General features: G+C 32.6%; 17 protein-coding genes, 1 tRNA gene and 2 pseudogenes. 10 read left to right on the forward strand and 10 right to left on the reverse strand.

The window, feature by feature from the left end; all coding sequences use genetic code 11:
* Positions 1-945 (forward strand): hypothetical protein (locus HYY52_06390; GenBank protein ID MBI2996320.1); only part of this gene is annotated, 945 nt, incomplete at its 5' end.
* 98 nt (positions 946-1,043) lie between these two features.
* Here the strand turns inward: HYY52_06390 and HYY52_06395 are convergent.
* Positions 1,044-2,597, reverse strand: a complete 1,554-nt coding sequence (locus HYY52_06395) for a hypothetical protein (GenBank protein ID MBI2996321.1) — start codon at positions 2,595-2,597, stop codon at positions 1,044-1,046.
* A 194-nt stretch (positions 2,598-2,791) separates the two neighbouring features.
* Here HYY52_06395 and HYY52_06400 point away from each other — a divergent pair, with 194 nt between their 5' ends.
* A complete protein-coding gene (locus HYY52_06400; protein ID MBI2996322.1) occupies positions 2,792-4,258 on the forward strand; it encodes a hypothetical protein in 1,467 nt (488 codons plus the stop codon).
* A gap of 2 nt (positions 4,259-4,260) precedes the next feature.
* Here the strand turns inward: HYY52_06400 and HYY52_06405 are convergent, their stop codons facing one another.
* The gene (locus HYY52_06405; protein MBI2996323.1) at positions 4,261-4,440 is read right to left on the reverse strand and encodes a hypothetical protein; all 180 of its coding nucleotides are present in this window, start codon (positions 4,438-4,440) and stop codon (positions 4,261-4,263) included.
* A gap of 217 nt (positions 4,441-4,657) precedes the next feature.
* On the opposite strand from HYY52_06405, the gene HYY52_06410 reads away from it, so the two are divergent.
* Complete coding sequence (locus HYY52_06410; protein ID MBI2996324.1) at positions 4,658-4,975, forward strand: 4a-hydroxytetrahydrobiopterin dehydratase; 318 nt, start codon at positions 4,658-4,660, stop codon at positions 4,973-4,975.
* Between the two features lie 63 nt (positions 4,976-5,038).
* Here HYY52_06410 and HYY52_06415 read toward each other — a convergent pair whose 3' ends face one another.
* Positions 5,039-6,685, reverse strand: a complete 1,647-nt coding sequence (locus tag HYY52_06415) for a hypothetical protein (GenBank protein MBI2996325.1) — start codon at positions 6,683-6,685, stop codon at positions 5,039-5,041.
* Between the two features lie 74 nt (positions 6,686-6,759).
* On the opposite strand from HYY52_06415, the gene HYY52_06420 reads away from it, so the two are divergent.
* A complete protein-coding gene (locus HYY52_06420) occupies positions 6,760-8,127 on the forward strand; it encodes a hypothetical protein (protein ID MBI2996326.1) in 1,368 nt (455 codons plus the stop codon).
* 5 nt (positions 8,128-8,132) lie between these two features.
* Here HYY52_06420 and HYY52_06425 read toward each other — a convergent pair whose 3' ends face one another.
* A complete protein-coding gene (locus HYY52_06425; protein ID MBI2996327.1) occupies positions 8,133-8,366 on the reverse strand; it encodes a hypothetical protein in 234 nt (77 codons plus the stop codon).
* Positions 8,367-8,451: 85 nt separating this feature from the next.
* Here HYY52_06425 and HYY52_06430 point away from each other — a divergent pair.
* Both HYY52_06430 and HYY52_06435 read left to right on the forward strand, forming a co-directional pair.
* Positions 8,452-8,525 (forward strand) — tRNA-Met (locus tag HYY52_06430).
* Between the two features lie 95 nt (positions 8,526-8,620).
* On the forward strand, positions 8,621-10,162 hold the full coding sequence (locus HYY52_06435; GenBank protein ID MBI2996328.1) for a hypothetical protein: 1,542 nt from the start codon (positions 8,621-8,623) through the stop codon (positions 10,160-10,162).
* A gap of 1 nt (position 10,163) precedes the next feature.
* Here the strand turns inward: HYY52_06435 and HYY52_06440 are convergent, their stop codons facing one another.
* Positions 10,164-10,385, reverse strand: a complete 222-nt coding sequence (locus HYY52_06440; protein MBI2996329.1) for a ferrous iron transport protein A — start codon at positions 10,383-10,385, stop codon at positions 10,164-10,166.
* Between the two features lie 468 nt (positions 10,386-10,853).
* Here HYY52_06440 and HYY52_06445 point away from each other — a divergent pair, with 468 nt between their 5' ends.
* Entirely contained in the window at positions 10,854-11,144 is a 291-nt protein-coding gene (locus HYY52_06445; protein ID MBI2996330.1) for a nucleotidyltransferase domain-containing protein, read from the forward strand.
* On the opposite strand, the gene HYY52_06450 is transcribed toward HYY52_06445, so the two are convergent.
* From HYY52_06450 to HYY52_06465, 4 genes are all read right to left on the reverse strand, one after another.
* Complete coding sequence (locus HYY52_06450) at positions 11,106-11,324, reverse strand: hypothetical protein (protein MBI2996331.1); 219 nt, start codon at positions 11,322-11,324, stop codon at positions 11,106-11,108. The two genes, HYY52_06445 and HYY52_06450, sit on opposite strands and share 39 nt — an antisense overlap.
* Positions 11,325-11,527: 203 nt before the next feature.
* Positions 11,528-12,469, reverse strand: coding sequence for a bifunctional molybdenum cofactor biosynthesis protein MoaC/MoaB (locus HYY52_06455; GenBank protein ID MBI2996332.1), 942 nt, complete (start codon positions 12,467-12,469; stop codon positions 11,528-11,530).
* Between the two features lie 52 nt (positions 12,470-12,521).
* Positions 12,522-13,505, reverse strand: a complete 984-nt coding sequence (gene moaA / locus HYY52_06460; protein ID MBI2996333.1) for a GTP 3',8-cyclase MoaA — start codon at positions 13,503-13,505, stop codon at positions 12,522-12,524.
* A complete protein-coding gene (locus HYY52_06465; GenBank protein ID MBI2996334.1) occupies positions 13,502-14,104 on the reverse strand; it encodes a molybdenum cofactor guanylyltransferase in 603 nt (200 codons plus the stop codon). The genes moaA and HYY52_06465 overlap by 4 nt, the downstream gene beginning before the upstream one ends.
* A 173-nt stretch (positions 14,105-14,277) precedes the next feature.
* On the opposite strand from HYY52_06465, the gene HYY52_06470 reads away from it, so the two are divergent.
* From HYY52_06470 to HYY52_06480, 3 genes and pseudogenes are all read left to right on the forward strand, one after another.
* Positions 14,278-15,057 carry a hypothetical protein gene (locus HYY52_06470; GenBank protein ID MBI2996335.1) on the forward strand — a complete coding sequence of 260 codons (780 nt, stop codon included), beginning with the start codon at positions 14,278-14,280 and terminating at the stop codon, positions 15,055-15,057.
* Positions 15,058-15,080: 23 nt separating this feature from the next.
* Positions 15,081-17,675 carry a molybdopterin-dependent oxidoreductase gene (locus tag HYY52_06475; GenBank protein ID MBI2996336.1) on the forward strand — a complete coding sequence of 865 codons (2,595 nt, stop codon included), beginning with the start codon at positions 15,081-15,083 and terminating at the stop codon, positions 17,673-17,675.
* Positions 17,676-18,080: 405 nt separating this feature from the next.
* Positions 18,081-18,573, forward strand: a pseudogene (locus HYY52_06480) (winged helix-turn-helix transcriptional regulator).
* Positions 18,574-18,659: 86 nt separating this feature from the next.
* Here HYY52_06480 and HYY52_06485 read toward each other — a convergent pair.
* Positions 18,660-19,319 (reverse strand): annotated as a pseudogene (locus tag HYY52_06485) (S8 family serine peptidase).
* Positions 19,320-19,463: the final 144 nt, after the last annotated feature.

Below are 19,463 nucleotides of genomic sequence, written 5' to 3' on the forward strand. Positions count from 1 at the left end.
GTAGTAGTAAAAGATGGAAATACTATTAGACATTATCTAAATAATGTAGTAACAGCAAGTGGAACTGTTACTAATTCAACAATAAACTATAGTTCTTTTCCCTCCTTATTTATAGGTACGTGGGGACAAAATGTAGGGAGAAAATTTAGTGGTTCTATAGCCTTATTAAGAATTTATAACAGAGCATTGTCTCCAGCACAAATCACACAAAATTATAATTCTAGCTATAACAGATTTTATAACGATAGACAAACTTGTAGCAGTTCTTCAAGCTCATCTTCAAGCTCATCTTCAAGTTCATCATCAAGTTCGTCATCATCGAGTTCATCCTCTTCAAGTGGAAGTTCATCCAGTTCATCGTCATCATCATCAAGTTCGTCATCATCGAGTTCATCCTCTTCAAGTGGAAGTTCATCCAGTTCATCGTCATCATCATCAAGTTCTTCTTCAAGTTCATCCTCTTCAAGTGGAAGTTCATCCAGTTCATCGTCATCTTCATCAAGTTCATCATCAAGTAGTTCATCAAGTTCGTCATCTTCTTCGGGCGGCTCTTCAGGACGATCTTCCAGTTCTTCATCTTCCGAAGTTTTTGATTATACACCGGTAGAGGGTTTTTTGTGGGCTAGATTCGCAGGACAGCAGGACCGTCTTTTGGGAAAATTTACACTTTTAAAAAGTGGCGATGTTGTTATCTCAAATTCTATAAGCGTTACACATCCTAGTTCTGGTCTTCCTACTACTTATAATATTTCATTCCGATCGTCTGGGGTGAATCATTTCTACTCCTTCTATCTTTTTATAAACAGTAGCCGCATTCCATCTAGAAGAGGAACAGAGGATGTATTTCTTTATAGCAATCAAAGTTTTGTTTCGATACAAATACCTTTTGAAGCCAGTCCCGGTGTTTATGTTGTGGATCTACGATTCCAAAGGAAGGCATATTAGACAGGTAGCGATATAGATTCAAACGGCCACGAAATATAGATATATCTTACATTCCGCAAGTCAATTGAAAATTGAGGTACTTTGATAAATTACACCATTTAAATCTTTGTAAACTTTGTTTGACAAAAAGCAAGATTTCTTTTAAGTAAATTTTGTACTGGGTCTCCTACATTTGGGATAACTTCTTCTTCCTGTCTATGATAACTGTGGTTAATTAAATCAAGGAATGGTTTTCTAGAATATGCTTCAAAAGGATTTCCAACAGCACCACAAATATTTATACCTAAAGTTGCAGAAACTATTCCATATGGACTTAAATGTAAATCAAAATTTGTGTTTTCTTTTGCATGAGCTATGCCTAGAGGTATAGAAGCTACTCCTGTATAACCAAACTCATCATAAGAAAGAAAATTAATCTTATGAAAATGAGACATGAAATCAAACAAGTCTTTTTCTTTATCTGTTAAGCTTTTATAAAATTGATTAAAAAGAAATTCTTTTTCACCCCTTAAATCTTTTTCTCTTGCTTTTATAACATTAAAAAAACATCTACATGGTTCTATAATGTCTACTTTCTTAGTATTAATTAGATCTTTGCAATAATTATCAATCAAAGGTTTTAATTCACTTCTTATATCTTTAGTGAGTCCAATTTCGTCACGAATATGCAAAAATATATTTATCTCAATTTTATCTAAAAAACCATTGTTAATTTGAGGAAAGAACAAATGATCTAAAGAATTAATTGATACTGGCAAATTTTCTAAAAGTTCTGAAAGGGTATACTCAGCACAATGTTCTGCAATAAGTTTTGCAATTTCTTTTGATCTTAAATAACCATTAATGTCTAAGGTAAAAAGTTTATAAATCTTATCTAGATTGGTTTCATCTGGTGGATTTGAATAATTATGAACTACTCTGTCTTCTTCGTCTATAATATTTCTTTCTTTGGCAAAACATATTTTACCTTGAGGTTCTTCTTCTTTGCTAACAACTGTAGCAGCACAGCCATCTGCATAATTAATTTGCTCGTAAAATTTTCTTGGATCCCTATAAATAGAGTTTACTGCTATAGCAAGAATAATAGCAGTTTTACTTTTCCCTAATTCCATTCTGTCATTTGCACGTTCTAAAGTTTTAAGCCATCCTACACATCCTTCTGAAATAGTTTCATTATGCCATCCTTCAAGAATCTCTCTTGAAATATCTTTGTTTTTACTTGTAATTCCTTCTTTTTGAAGTTTAGATAAAATTCTTTTTGATAAAGTAGGATCTCCAGCTCTTGCTGTTGTTGAAGCTACATAAAGACTATCTACTTGTTCTAAATCAACCTTTTTACCAGTCACTAATTTACGAAGAGCGGCAACTCCAAGTTCAACTGCTGGATCGTAATGCTGTTTCGATGAAGATCCTGGTGCATTTGACTTAACTATAAATTTTTGTTTTGGTCCATTAATGTTTATATTTTCTGGTAATTCTTTATAAAGCTCTCTAAATCTTTTTCCCCCTTTAGTAGGTAAAAATCTTAAATAAGATCTAACTCCTAATGAATCTTTAACCATTTGAGCTAGTTGTCCCCGATCAATACATTGACCAGGAACATCACAAGAAGGTAAGACTTTAGTAACACTTCTTATAGAAATAACAGACATTAAGACTTCCTATACTTTAAGGCTTTAGCAGAAACATTATTTATAAAATTATTTAAACTTTAGCATGCTAGTTGCAAAATTACAAGCAAGCTTTCAAAGAATGTATGAGCAGGCATACAAATAGTTTATTTTCTACCAAGGGGTTTACACGTAACTTCCTATCCTATAAAATAACAAGTAATTTATAGAAACAAATGGTATATCATTCTGCTAAAGTTTACAGTACAGCTCTGTTTAGTAGGAACGGCTTTCTACCTAAGCTTTCTACAAATCAAATTAATCCACTTAGACAACCGACTCTTTATCAGTTAAATTTTCATGAATTAGATGACAGCTATTTAGAAAAATTAATTCAAACAAATATTTATCCAGGACAAAATGAATTACCTCAAGATCACATAAGAGCAATAGAAGCTAGAGCTTTGATTAATTCTTTATCCGAAGAACAAAAAACTAAATTTATTAAAGTTGTAAAAGCATTTGATTTGGACAAAGAAAATCTAGACAAGATTAAAGGAATGATTATTGCAGGTGGGGAAATAAGAGTAATAGCTTCATCTGGAATAATCATGGTTATTAATGTACTAACACAGCTTCTTGGTATAAAACTAAAACAATTTCATGGTACTTCAGCAGGGTCCATCCATGCTGCCTCGCAAGCTGTTCATTCTTTAAATTCTTGTACTTTTAAAAATTCAGCAGACACTAATTTTATAGATTATGTACCAGACAGAAAAAAACTTGAAAGAGAATGGATTTTACCTTTTTTAATTGAAGGTTATCAACTTCATACTGGCAAAAAAACTTCTGAAATAACAAGAGAACATTTAGATGAACTTGGTACAGAAGTTCATTTATATGTTGCAGAGTTACCAAGAAGAATATTTCCATTTAATTATTTAAACCCTGATGTGTATCCACTGCCAAATGATATTAAGTCAATGCCAATTGCTTATGCGGCTAGTGCATCTTCAAATATGCCAGGATTATTTTTTAATCCATTGGATAAAACTTTTGGAAATTGTTCTCATATAGACAATGATGGCAAAAAACATTATGTTTTTGATCCTGGTCTTCATCCTAATCATTCCTTGCCAGTTGAATTTTCTTTAGCTCATGATATCCAAAGATTTAAAAAGGGACTAACAAACGCCATACCATTTTATTTTATTGTAGGAAATAAGAGAGTAAAAGATTCTAAGATTCCTGAAAAAGAAAAAAGAGAATTTTATAAAAATACTACACTTACTGAACGAGCAATTATAAACCTAAGTAAATTTATTGATAAGTTTTGTGGGGATCCAAGACAAAAAGTAGAAGAAATTGGTGCTCAAAGGGCCTATGTAGAAGCCACTTGCATTACTAAAGATCCAAGTACTGGTGAAATTGCTATGTTAAACACAGGGAATTTAAATATTTCAAAAGCTAAAAGAGAAGTTTTAATTTGTGCAAATATTCCTACAAAAGATTTTAAAGATCTTGAGTTCCAATCTACAATTGATCAATTATATGAGAATCTAGTTGATGAAGAATATATAAGATCAAATGGAAAAAAAGGTTTAAGCCCTTATCAAAAATATTTTAATGATATTGTCTGTGCAAATGACATAAAAATGGGTAGGCTTGAAACCTACCCTTCTTATCCTTGGATCTCTTTGTAAGATTACAGATCGCAAGGCCTAACTGTGCTTCTGCCATTTTCTTTGCAACGTTGCATTGCACATTTAAGCATTTCTTCTACCTTACCTGATAATGCTTCAAGTAAATCACCATCAGTTCTTAGATCAGATTCTTTTATAAAATCTTTTACTTTTGAGCCAACTACTAATTGTTCCTTTGCCATAGCTATCTCCTTTTTTACTTTTTTACTCCTAATTCCTTTTTATAATAAGGAATCTAACTAACAGTGAAATATATTACCGATAACTATGCAAATTTGCTAGTATCATTTAATATATTCATAAATAGCCTGAAATAAATAAATACAAGAAATTTGAAATTTGGCTAAAATTCACTAAAATTTGAATAGGATTTAACAAATTGAACAGGGTATTAAAAAGTTGGATATAAAAAAATTAACTGAAGAAGAACTTAAGCTTAACCTAAGTAAACTTTCAGGTTGGGCAATTGAAAGTGGAAAGTTACATAAGCTTTTTAAGTTTAAAAACTTCAACCAGGCAATTTCTTTTATGGTAAGTGTAGGGATGGTGTGTGAAAAAATGAACCATCACCCAGAATGGTCAAATGTCTATGGAAATGTTGATGTAAGACTTACTACACACAAAGTAGCTGGAGTTACAGAACTTGATTTTCAGTTAGCAGAAAAAATGGATAATATTTCTATTTGTAATTACTCAGGTGGCTCTGCGGTGACGTAGCTCCTCGAGCCACCTTTCCGTGAAGGATAACCTAAGATAAATTAATGTGCTGAGTAGTTACTTCTATTCAAGATGTACAATCACTACAGCAAAATGCTCATACTTCAGTCCTTTAGTTAATTTATTTGTTAGATCTTCTTTACAAGAAGTAGATCCTTCTTCTAAAAATGAAACCCCTAAAGCTTGTAAAATATTTTTTATCTGTAATACTTTCATTTCATTATTTATTTTCATTCCTAAGTGTGGTTGCTTTCCGGTTGAAACAGCGCCTTGGTTGTCAACTAGAATCATAAGTATTGGATGATCTTTGCTAACTGCTTCACAAATTCCAGGAAATGCACTGTGAAAAAAATTAGAATCACCTACATAAGCTATTCCTTTAAAAGGAAGTTCTTCTCCCTTCCTTTTATACGCTTCAATTCCACCAGATAAATAAGAAATCACTGAGCCCATAGTAGTCTCCATATGTAACAGATCCTCATATCCGGGTGTATCAGGTATTCTAGAAGATTGACCTGCGTCACCACAAAAAAGTGGTCTACAATTTACTTTCCTAACTGCTTCTCTTAAACACTTAAGCATAATTAAATATGATGAGCCTTCTTCAAAAGCAGATGCTTTTGAGATTACTTTATGCTTTGGGAAAACTGGTGCTATATTTGTTTCTAAAGCTTGAACTGAAATTTTTAAATCATCATCTCTAAACTCACCAATCTTTCTAACACAATCATTATTTTTTCCTAGAATTGGAATTTTAAAACCATGTCTATGAGCCAAATCTCTAATTAAGATTTCAAGCAAGGGTTCACCTTGATCTATCACTAAAATCTTTTCTTTTAATCTCATGAAATTTAAAATTGTATTTTCAGGCAAAGGAAATACTGTAACAAGTTTTAAAAGTGAAATGTTTTTTACTAGTAATCCTTCAAGCTCTAGCTGTGTAGCTGGAAATCCACTTGCAACAATACCTAACTTAGAATCAGAATTTTTTATAATGTTTAATCCTGATTCATTAAAATATTCTTTTAATTTTCCTTGTTTTTGAATTAATTCTTCACGATCTTCTTCTACAGTGCCAAAAATAGAAAGCCATTTATTTTTTGCATCAAAAGGAATATCTACAAAATTTTCATTAAAAGAAATTTTTACTTTTTTATAATCATTTTGCTCTGCCTTATATTTTTCTTTAAGAGCTCTTCCTGTAGTTCTAATAAAGAAAGGTAGTCTTAAAATTTCAGAAAGTTCAAAAGCAATAAGAACTGAATAATAAGCACTATAAGGATCATTTGGCTCTAAAATCGGAAGTCCTGCATTAAAATATATTCCTCTTGAGTCTTCTTCATTTTGTGAATTCCATGCAGATGGATCATCACTAATAAAAAATACAAGTCCCCTGTTTATTCCAATATGATTTAAACAATAAAAATGATCACAAGCTACATTGGTTCCTACATCTTTAAAAATTACTAAGGATCTTTCACATCCAGCAACTGAGCTACCAAAAGCTTTTGCAGTAGCTACAAACTCATTAGGTAAGTAGTCTTGAACATCAATTTCTTTTATTTGTTCTCTAATTTTATTAACAAGATTTGTTGCAGGTCTGCCTGGATAGTTATATACAACTTTTACATTTGATAGTCTTACTGCTTCTGTAACAGCATCAACAATACTTGTAAAAGCAATCTTTGTACTTAAAAGTTCTTTTGTCATTAGAGGCTATTATAATGTATAATACTAAAGTCTAGAACGTTAATTTTTAAATTCATATTTATAAGTTTTATAACATGAGTACTATTACAGAAACTAATAACTTAACCTCAGGGCATTGTTATTCCTTTTCAAGGAAAGAAAATAATAAAACATGGGATACATTTAAAGATATAGCAAGCATTGTTTGTTCTAGAGAATCTACATACAGAACTGCTCTTGATATTACTGCCTTTGATGCTCCATTAATATTGTCTGATTTATTTAGAGGTATTAAAAAAACTTTAGAGTCTGCATTTGAAGGACTTTCAGGAACTGTGTTAGTTGTTATCTCACCCTTTCTAACTACTTTTACAGGTAAAGCACTTGCAAAATTTGTTTTGCCAAAAGAAATGCAAAAAGATGCAACACATCTTCTTAGATTTAGCATGTCTGAGCTCAGGGATTTTGAAAAATTCAAAAAGGCAAAAGAAAGAATAAAACTTGAAGAAGTTGAAGATAAAAACTTTTTAGCATCGTTATACAGAAGGAATGAAAAGAATAAAAATGCTGAGTATTATGAAGAACAAGGAAAACAAATTAAAGAATTCTGTGATAGATTTGAACCTACTGAAGAAAACTTGAAACTAATATATAAACTAAAAAAAACAACAATTATTGGAGAAAGTATGCTTGAAGGTGGCTATTGGGGAGGGTTTGGGCTTCTTATTAGAGCATTTAGAAAATATATTTTAAAAGAAGACAGATTTACTGGAACTATAGGGTATGCAAGCGATGAAGAAAGTCAAGCACTTGGGGAATCAGGAGATTTATCACTTTTTCAAAAGATTATTGGAACTGGTGCAATATTTGTTTCACCTGTTTTAAATTCGTTTCTTCTTGCGAAATCAGAAGATGATCAAACAGTTGAAAAAAGTAGTTTTTTAAAAGTAGCACGCGAACATCTTGATATGACTCATGGTGTTTATCCAAAGCTTGGACTTTTATTTACTCAAACCTCAGTACCAAAATGGATTGGAGTAATTACAACTTCACAAGGATGGTATGAAAGATTTGAAAGAATTTTAAAACTATTTACAGTACTTCCTTCATGGTGGCTTGGTCACAGAGTTACAAATGGCCTTTTTGCAAAATTTGCAGATGCGAAGCTTACAAAAAAATATAATTCTCAAAAAGGTATTTTAGTTGAACCTAAGTATTTAGAAGAAGTTAAAAAAGAAGATTCATTTTTTACAAAACTTTCTAAATGGTTTCCTGAGCCAGCAAAAATTCACCATGTTATGAAAACTACAGAAGAAGACAAAGTGCTACAAAATGAAGCAGAAGAATTACATGCAAAATGCTTATACAAAGGTTTTGCTTTACATTCAGCTATTGTATGGATAGTTAACATGACAATAAATTATATTACTAAGCTAAGAGTTAAATATGCACTAGGACAATAGAATTTTCAATTCTTCTTATTTACTTCACTCCAGTTATGAACTCTTGTATCTTGAAGCATAACTTTTTCTTTTACTGTGTTTTCAGTTAATGCATCATAAGCTGACTTTTTACTAAACTGGATAGAAATAAATAAATTAATAGCAAAAAACATTAAAAATAAAATTATTAAAATGAGCGAACCTTTAAGGAAAATTTGTAGTTTTGCACACTTGCCAAATAAATTATTGAATAATGTCATGTTTGTTTATTAGTATTTTAGTATAATTAAAAAGAATTACAACATGCTGTATAAAATAATAATAAATTTTGCAATTCTCCTTCCTGGCTGGGTAGCTCAGTTGGTAAGAGCGATGGATTCATAACCCATAGGTCGGCGGTTCAAATCCGCCCCCAGCTATGTTTAGAGCATAAGTAAGAAAATAATTACAATTACAATTAAGATTTTTATCTAATTATTTTATATAATTGTACTCAATTAGCAAAATTATATAAATGAAAATTCAAAAGGCAGAAACAGCATTACCTAGACTATTGCAAAGAACTGCAAAAGTTAGTTTAAATACAATTAAATGGTTTACTTATGCTTCTGTACTTCTTTTTGGGATTGCAAAACAACCAGCTTCTGCAAAAATCGTAAGTGATGCTTTTAGATTAATTGGCAAAGAACCAGTACCAACAAGGTCTAATTCGGGAGAAAGTGGATTAAGTCTTGATGATTTCCACGTAGATACTTTTTGGGCAAACCATGGATTTCAACAGGTTTTACCAGCAATAAAATCAGCAAATATTAAAGGGGATGCTCTAGATATAAATCACGATGGAATTGTTGGTAGCACGCCAGATGAACTACAAAAATTAATAACGTTATTTAAAGGGATTGATGAGAAAAGGTATGCAGAAGTAATTAAAATCGTTGAAAATGACAAAGTAATATATTTAGCTATTTGGGGGAAATTAGGGCCGCATCCATATAAACAAGTACAAGCTGGCCGTTCTAATTGCCAAAACATGGCAGATTATCAAGCACTTGCTTCTACTCCTAGTGGAAAACAAATAATTAAAGGAACAATCAAAGTAACAAATTTAAATGATTTATCTGAAGGAGAATTTAGGATTGATACACAAGTTAACTTTAATGGTGAAACTATTGATGTTCCTTTTGAAATGCTTGCTTCTTGGATGAGTTTTGAAGATGTTGCGCCTTCACATTCTTTTGAAGCACTTTATATACCAATACTTACTTGTGCAATGGAAGTTGCTTCTCAAAAATATGGTGGTGTACCTAGTTGGCTACCTTCTGCAACTTTGACATTAACTTCAAGTAAAGATTATTCTAACTTTTTAATAACGTCTTTATCGGATAATGATTTAATCCATATTTTAAGTCAAGCACCAACGATATCTACAAAATTAGCGACAAGCCACATTAAGTGGAATAACGTTAAACCAAAAGATCTGTTAGCTGATTTAGAAGTAGCATTTGACTTTTTAAAACCAAAGGAAACTCCAGTCGTTTCAGAAGAAAAAAAAGCAGAGTTTAAACAAAACGCTGAAAAAACTGTACATTCAATTACTAAAGATTCTTTAGTTTGTGCTGACCCCGTAAATATGGAACCTGTTTTAAGACCAGGAAAAACTATACAAAATAGTTCTACCTTAGCAACGAGCCTTGATGGTTTTTGTATGCCTAGGAAAATGACAGAGGAAAAATTACTCTCAGCACATCTGTATACAGTAAAAGAATTTAAAAATGTTGATGGTGAGTGGATAACTACAATTAGTGACTCACATGGAACAGAATTTGATTTAACGCTTGATCAAATAAGAAACAATATATTTGTAGTTACTACTGAAAGAGATCTAGCTCCAAATTTTAATTTCTTATTTATTTTGTTACCAACTGGAGCAATTCTAGCAATAGTTTTAGCTTCAAATAAAACAAATAAATTCTTTAATCCTTCTTACAAAAATTGGATTGATAAGCTTGCATATTTTACACTCAGTAAAAAAGGAATTTTGGATTACCAGGTTTAAGTTAATCTTTGATTTTTACTTCTACTGCTTTAGCAAGTTCTCTACCAATTGCAATTTGTTGTTGATTTTTTTGTATAACAATTGGACCTTCTGGAAGTTTACTAATTATTTGAATTTGTTCACCTTCTTCAATACCAAATCTCATAGCATCTTCATGTAATTTTTCTTGATTAATTGCTACTATCTCTAAGTTTTGCTTTTTTGGAGCACTTTCCAAGTTCATTGAAATATTGTAACTTTATTATATAAAAAGTGAATTCATATTTCGTGTAGTATAATTATCAAGTCTTCAGCTGTGGAGACTAAATTAATCTGACATCGCGGGGTAGAGCAGTCTGGTAGCTCGTTGGGCTCAATAAAAAAGTGGGCTGGTCAAGCAGTAATGCTTGATTGAATCCTGTCAAATTCGGTGAAGCCTTTTATATGGTAATACCGAGCCAAGCATGTTACAAGCATGAAGGTGTAGAGACTAGATGGCAGGTGACCAAATTAAAAAATTTGGTTAAAGGTATAGTCCAGACTACAAACATAGATTTTATAAAATAGAAAGTCTGTGTCAGTGAAAGCTGAAGTGGTAAGCATAACCCAAAGGTCGGTGGTTCAAATCCACCCTCCGCAATTCTGTTAGTAAGTACTTCAAATCTATTCAACAATTACATGAGTTTTTGTCAAGAAAGAAAATGAAAACATAATGAATTTTGGATTAGATCAAAAAACTTCTGATGCCATAAAAGAATTATTCTCAAAATATAGTGAGATACAAGCTGTCAAAATATATGGCTCAAGAGCAATGGATAATTTTAAATATAATTCAGACATAGACTTTGCAATTATTGATGATTTTACATGGGATTTTACTAGTCATATCTATGAAGAACCAGATCAATTGCCGATCCCGTTTTTGTTTGATGTTACTGATTACAACAGAATTACAAACAAAGATTTAAAAGATCATGTAGATTGCTACTTTAAGTCCTCTTGAATTAAAAACTAGTGGCTGTATATCTTTAGCTAAATTATCACAATCTAATTTCTTGCACTCACTCAATAATAATCCTTTCAATTCTTTTGAGTTTTTTATTCCTTTTTTGTCTTTCAAATAATCATAATTAGGCTTTGTTAGTGATGATAAATAAGCTACATCATAAAAATCTCTTCCCATTTTCATTTAGCTTTGAATCAAATATAATTTCTAAAAATTTATATTGAAGATATTCCCTAAGAATATTTCTCTTAAACACACGTACGTTTTCAGGATAATATTTTTCTAATGTATTTTTTCTTTTGCCACTCTTTTAAATTGTGGATGTTAAATTTAGGAGAGGTTTTTTTTATCTCTTTTTGAGAAAAGATAGGATAGTCTTTTTATTTTACTTTCGCTATTTCTTTTTCTTGAAGTGGGTGACCACTGCCTTTTAGCATTGTAAATGCATGAAGTATTCCTGGAAAAAGTGAATCAAGTGATTCACGTACTCCTTTTTTTGATCCAGGAAGATTTACTATAATTGTTCTTCCTCTGATTCCTGACTTTCCACGTGAGAGCATTGAGTATGGTGTTCTTTCTTGGCCATATGCTCGTGCTGCTTCTGGGATTCCTGGTATTTCTTTTTCAATAATTCCAAGCATTGCTTCTGGCATGTTGTCTCGTGGACTAAATCCAGTTCCACCGGTGGTCATTACTAGATTAACTTTTAAATTGTCTGTGTAATTTTTAATTGCTTCTTGAATTTGAGAAATATCATCTGAGACAATTTTGTAATCAATAACCTCAAACCCTTCTGCTTTTAAGGTGTCAACAATTAACCTGCCTGACAAGTCATCTTTTTTACCTTGAGAGATTGAATCAGATGCAACTAAAACACAAGCTCTAAGTGGGGTTTTATAGGCCTCTCTAAAATCAGATTTACCTCCTCTTTTATTTTCTAGTTTTATATTTATTATTTCCATTGACTTATCTAGCATCTTTAACATGTCGTAAAGATTAAGTGCAGCTACAGAAGCAGAAGTCAGGGCTTCCATTTCAACACCAGTTTTATATATTGCTTTAACAGATGTTGTAACAATAATTAAATCTTCCTTTAATTCAAAATCTACACTTATAAAATCTACTGGAAGGGGATGACAATAAGGAATAATCTGGCTTGTATTTTTTGCAGCTTGAATTGCTGCAACTTTGCTAACTTCAAGCGGGTTTCCTTTTGGAATTTTATTTTCTTTAATAAGATTTACTGTATTTGGATTAACTTTTAATACAGCACAAGCTGTGGCTTCCCTTAAGGTTGTAATTTTTTTTGATATATCTCGCATTTTTTATCCTTTCTTAATTCGAAAATCGAAACTTGACATTCGAAAATTGTAATCATCCTCCAATTTGAATCATGCACTGGTTTTCAATTTTAATAAGTTCATCTGCAGATTCATGTCCTATCTTTTTTAAGATTAAAGCAGTTTGAATCATTTGTGTTACTTCTGAATCTGTAGCACCATTTCTAATGGCATCTCGTAGACTTACTTCTGGTGAGTGAAACAAACAAGTTTTAATAGAACCATCTGCAGTAAGCCTGATTCGATTACAAGTGCTGCAAAAACTTTCTGTCATGGAAGTAATAAAACTAATTGTTCCTTGAAATCCTTCAATGCAAAAATCTTTTGCTATGTTTGTAGTCTTATTGTGTATAGGAATTAATTCATAATGTTCTTCAATTATTTTTTTCATTTCTAAATATGGAACGAACCTGGAATGCTCCCATTCGTTTCCTTTAAATGGCATGAACTCAATAAATCGAATATTTATTGGTTTATCTTTTAAGAAATAAACAAAATCTAAAATCTCATCTTCATTAATTCCTTTCATTACTACAACATTAAGTTTAAGCAGATTAAAACCCGCTTGGATTGCTGCATTAATACTTTCTAAGACATTGGTTAAACTATCTAGCTTTGTAATTTGTTTAAAACGTTCTTTTCTTAAAGTATCAAGGCTAATGTTTAAAGCATTAAGACCGCTTTTCTTTAAAGTAAAAACTTTATCTTTTAAAAGTACTGCATTTGTTGTCATTGCAAGTGTTTCAAGCCCATTAATTAAAGCAAGTTTTTCAACAAGCTCTTCAATATTTTTTCTTACTATTGGTTCACCACCAGTAAGTCGAATTTTTTTAATTCCCATATTAACAAAAAGTGTTGCAATTCTTCTTATTTCTTCATATGTAAGAATTTCTTTGTGTTCTTTCCATTTAATTCCACAAGATGGCATGCAGTAAATGCATTGGAGATTGCATCTATCTGTTATTGAAATACGTAGATAAGTATGTGCTCTCCCAAAACTATCAATTAATGTGTTCATTGTTTTATCTTTACAAAAAGATCACTTGGAGTATTTATACTTCTTAAAAAACTTTCTTGACTTTCTTGAATTGGAATCCAAGTTACACTTGGACAATCTACTATCATTTCATGCATTGCAGTTCTACCTTTTTGAATAGAATCTTTTACATGTGAAAGTATTGAAGCTGGATAATATCCAGGGAAAGGATTAATTTTTTTGTTGCCTGATGCTTTAAAAAGTTTAATTTTTTCTGGCTCTTCATCTTTTATAAGAAACTTAAGGATTTCTTGAGTAAGAAATGGTTGATCACATGCTACAACAAGATACTCAGTATCTAAGTTAGAGCTAAGAAGTGATTCAATTCCACCAATTGGTCCAAGATTAGGCAAGCGATCAGAAATAAATTTATTTTGTTTTGGGTAATAACCTTCACATTTACCAACAATAACAATACTTTTACAAATTGTTTGGAGTATGTCCATTACATGTTCAATCATAGGACGCAAGTCCCACAGGAGAACTCCTTCTTTAGGTCTACCCATTCTTTTACTTTGACCACCAGCAAGTATTGCTCCTGTGTGTTGCCAGTGAGATTGATTTTCAATAAACTTAGTCACCGAGATAATACTATCATGATAATTACAAATTTTTTAAGGCTTAGTCAAGTCATCCTTTAGATTAGTTTTTTTTATTTTTTCTCAGGATTATACTTAACATTGTTGTAAAGTGTTAATTAAAAATCTGTAGCACAAAAAAATTGGCATATTAACTTAGCAAGGAGGAAAAACAAATGGCAGTAGCAAGTGGTGCTCAAGATATTATGAAAAGCATGAAAGAAGATCTACAACGTGCTTTACAAAAACAAGAAAAAGATCGCAGTTGGGCAATGCTTATAGATATCAGAAAATGTACTGCTTGCAAGTCTTGTACTGCAGCATGTATAGTTGAAAATGCAACTCCTCCAAACGTAACTTATAGAAAAGTTTATGAACAAGAATGCAATATTTCAAATAGGCCACATGTTCAACCAATAGGTATGCCTGCAAACTGTATGCAATGTGCTAAACCACCATGTGTAAAAGCAGCTAACAGGGTAGTACGTGGAAGTTTTGTAAAAAGGCTAGATGGTATTGTAGCTATTGATTATAAAAAAACAAAAAAGCATGGGAAACAAGTTTTTAAAGCTGCTAAAAAAGTTTGTCCATATGCAAGTGCTCTTTATTTTGATGATGGTAAATACTTTGTTAACTCACCTGACGGGCCACAAACTTGGGAAGGAAGAACTACATATGAATACAATAAACTTTGGAGTAGGGATCAAATAGTTGGTTCACCAAGAAAATGTCATTTTTGTTTACACAGACTAACTATTGGAGAACTACCTGCTTGTGTTACCACTTGTATTGGAAAAGCAATGATGTTTGGTGACATAAATGATCCTGCTAGCTATGTTTCAAGTGTTCTTAAAAATGATGCAGCTAAAGTCTTAAGGATAAAAGAAAGATTTAAGACAGAACCAAGAGTTTATTATTTAAGTGAAACTCCTAAAGAGTGTGCAGATCAGCATTAATTAAAATAGAAGGAGAAAAAACAATGCAAAAGGTATCAAGGCGTGAATTCTTAAAAATGTCAGGTTTCATAACAGCAGCTACTCTCTTAGGAGACATTGATGATGTATTTGCTAAGGAAGTAGGGCCAGTTTTTGGATCAGTACCAGAAATTGATCTAAATAGTGCAATTGAAAAAGTTGCAAGTGCATGCTGGGTTGGGAAGCAAGACTGTGCACTTACTGCCTGGAAGGTAGATGGAAAAGTCATTAAGTTTGAAGGAAATGTTGAAGATCCAAGAACAGCAGGTGCACTATGTCCAAAAGGACAAGCTAATATTAGTGGTTTATATGATCCATATAGAATTAAAGCACCTTTAAAAAGAACCAATGCTAAAGGGACTACTGGCACATGGCAGGAAGTTAGCTGGGATGAGGCTTATACAGAGATAGCAGCAAAGCTAAATGAAGTTAAGCAAGCTGATATAAAGCGATTTATTTATCTTTCAGGAAGAGGAAAAGGAGCTCAATGGCATGGAGATGCATTTAATAGTGCATTTGGAACTAAAAATAAAACTGGTCATGGTTCACTTTGTTCAGATGCAGGTTATAGATCATCTGAACTTATGTTTGACACAAGCGGTTGTAATGAAGTTGATTTTAGATACTGTGATTATTTTATTTCCTGGGGCTGGAATATTACAGGAAGTGGTGGGCCACACCTTTGTCAAATTACTTGGCCTCAACAAATAATTGATGCTAAAAAACGTGGCATGAAAGTTGTAACAATTGATCCACAAATTAGAAGTGGACTTCATTTTGTAGATGAATGGGTACAAATTAAACCAGGACATGATCTTGCATTCTTTTTAGCAATGGCAAATGTACTTATATCAAATAATACAATTGATGAAGAGTACTTAAAGAAATATACAAATGCAGCAAGTCTTGTTGGAGCAGATGGACTTATTCTTCTTGATGCAGATGGAAAAGAATTAGTTTGGGATCCTACATCAAGCTCAGCAAAACCATTTGACGTGGTGACTGATCCAGCACTTACTGGTGAGTATACAGTTAATGATGTGAAATACAAACCAGCATTTGAATTGTACAAAACTCACATTGCACAGTATACACCAGCATGGGCAGAAGGCATTTGTGGTGTAAGTGCTTCTAAGATTACTGCAATTGCAGCTGAGTTTGGGCAGAAAGCAAAGATTGGACAAAAAACTACAGTTGATGGTAAAGAGCTTCCACATAGGCCAGTAGCAATTGGTTATTATCACGTAGCACAATCAGAGCTTGGTACACCAACATGTATGGCAGCTAACCAAGTCACTATGCTTGTTGGAGCTGTTGATGTAGCTGGCAGTACTCGTACTCGTCAAGGAGGACAAACCGGACCGCTTAAAAAACTTTCAGGCTATAAAGATCTTGCAAAGGATCCAAGCAAGATAAAAGACACTCCAGATGGTCCTTCTCTTGACGGGAGTAAATTCTTTCCAATAGGAAGTGGAGGTTATTCAATAATTCCTCAAGTGTTAGCAAATCCAACTAAATATGGAATTCCATATCAAGCTGAACAACTTGTTATGTGGGTCCACATGACAAATCCAGTAATGTCAAAACCAGCACAAGCTACTACTATAGATATGTATAAAAAATTATCTTTTATGGTAGTTGTTGATGCGTTTTTAAGTGAGACTGCGGATCTCTGTGCTGATTACATTTTGCCAGCAGCAACAATTGATAAGTATGAAGGTCCTCTTGGTAACTGGACTGGTTATGAAATGGTTTCAGTGCTTCGTTTTCCAGTTGTTGATACTATGTTCAGTTCGAAGGCAGATGCTCAAATATACATTGACATGGCTGAAAAATTAAACATCATGCAAAAGTATGTTGAAACTCTAAACTCAAAACTTAGTTTGCCAGACAATTTAAAACTTGACACTTCAAAAAAACCTACAATTGAAGATGCTTTAGATCGTTGGGCACAAAGTAAAGGCAAGAGTTTAGACTGGTTTAAGCAAAATGGTGTTTTGTCTTCGACAAATCCACCTGAAAAGAATTATGCATATCTCTGGTCACCTGCTTATGGTGGTATAAGACATCAGTTTTATTCTGATATCCTTGTTAGGTTAGGTAGTGCAATAAAAGCTAAAGGTGTTACTGCACCATATGTAAATGATTACAATGCATTCCCAACATGGCGTAATCCAATAATTGATAGTTCACCACAAGATTATGACTTATACTTGATGAGTCATAAAAAGGTCTGGCACAAGCAATCTCGTACAGCACATAATGTGCTTTTGAATTTGCTGGATCCAGGAAGCCCTGCTGAAATGCACACATCAACAGCTAGTGCTAAAAGTATTAATGATGGTGATGATATCTGGGTTGAATCACACAATGCTGTTACTGGTGCTATTCTTAAGGTGAAAGCAAAAGCAAAAGTAATAGAAGGTATAATACCAGGTGTTGTAAGTATTGCACATCATCATGGTAATTTTAGTCATCCAATCTCTAAAGCAAGAGACCTTGGCGCTTCTCCGAATACTATATTCCATTCTGGCGAAGGCTATGTTGACATGACTGGAAATCAAAGCTTTGTAGGGAAAGTAAAAATATACAAAGCATAGATGAAAGAACTCAGGCAAAGTGATCTAACAGCACGTGTTTATAAACTCTTAAGCTCTGTTTTTCTTAAACAGCCTGATAATGAGAGTTTAAGCTTAATCTTAACGTGGTGTTCTGGATTGCTTATCAGTAGAAATCAATTACCAAGTAGTATTACTACTGCACTTAATCTAATAAAGAATTCTCTTGAAATTGAAAAAGGTATTTCTGAAGATTACGTTAGGTTGATTAGAACTCCATCAAGCTCCAATTCTCCTTTTCCACCATATGAGTCTGTTTATTTAGAAGGATCTTTATGGGGTTTGTCAACTGTTGAAGTTTTAAAAAAATATAGAAAGCAAGGGCTTGAACCTATTGGTAAATATCATGGTGAACCACCTGATCATATTGGACTTGAACTTTATTTTATGTCTTCACTTTGTGAAAAAGAAGGAAAAATTACAACAGAAAAAAATTTAAAAGAATTACAAAAAATAGAACTTGAATTCCTTGAGGATCATTTAACAAAATGGTTTAGCTTATATCTTAAAAGTGCACTTAAATATAAACCACATAAATTTTACGAAGGTGTATTTAAACTTACAAATGAGTGGATTAATCTTCACAGAGAGCACCTTTCTCGGGGTGTGTAAAGTTTTCACTTTTAAGCGTCCTGCTAAATTTAGAGGTTCGGAAAAAACTAGGGAGAAAATAATCAGTCTGATCAAAGAGAATAAATATATAACAACAGAGGAGCTAGCTGATAAAACGGGTTTAAGCATTAAAGGGATAGAATGGAATATACAACAATTAAAAGCTAAAAAGATGCTTAAAAGAGTTGGGCCTGACAAGGGAGGATATATTGATCTGCCAGTCATGATTATAGGCAATCTTAATATAAAACATGCACAGAAGAAATAATAAAACCAGGCTCGAATTAAACAGAAGCAAGAATTAAAAGTCAAAACCAACTTCAAATAAAGAATTGGATGTGAAACCTGATTTGCCTAAAGTTTAGGTCCATTTGCATAACATGCAGGTTCATATTCACCATCTACAGGTTCATTCGTATAATAGCTTGAACGTGGTTTTGAAATTGCGTCTATTAGAGGTGTTAACTGTCTTGCATCAGCATTTGAAGGTCTTCCGTTTTTTGCTATGTAAAGCCCAATAGTCCCTGAGACAAATGGAGTAGCAAAACTTGTACCATTACCATCTAAATAACTACCTCCAAGTGCTGTAGTTGTTATAGATGATCCTGGAGCAATAATATCTACTTCACTTCCGTAGTTACTTGAACCATATTTCCAAACACCCCACTTATCCTCACTGTCTTGTTCACCATTGGTATCGTATAATGCTGATACAGTAATAACTTCAGGAAACATTGCTGGTACAACAAGACTTTGAGTAACATTCACGCCTGTATTGCCTGCTGCAACTACACAAATTACACCAGAGTTTACAGTTCTCTGAATTGCCTCTTGTACAGTCTTAATAATAGGTTGATAGGAGGAAAATGTCCCTGCTAAACTTAAATTTGCTATTTCTATAATATCTGAGTTCTGTGTAACATAATCTAATCCTGCAATTACATCCCCCCAACTGCCATTACCATTAGGTAAAACTTTTACAGAAATTAATTCTATTTTTGAACCAACACCTAATACTCCTAGGACTTACGGTTTAAATTAAACCCAAGTGAAGGCAGGACGCCAGGTTGACAGCCTAATCTCATTACGTACTGGTAGAAGTTTCTGCTCGTTAAAGGAAATCCCTCTTTTAAGCCTGTTAATTTCAAACTTTAGAAA

It is taken from the genome of Candidatus Melainabacteria bacterium (assembly GCA_016193285.1).
Classification (GTDB): domain Bacteria; phylum Cyanobacteriota; class Vampirovibrionia; order 2-02-FULL-35-15; family 2-02-FULL-35-15; genus JACPSL01.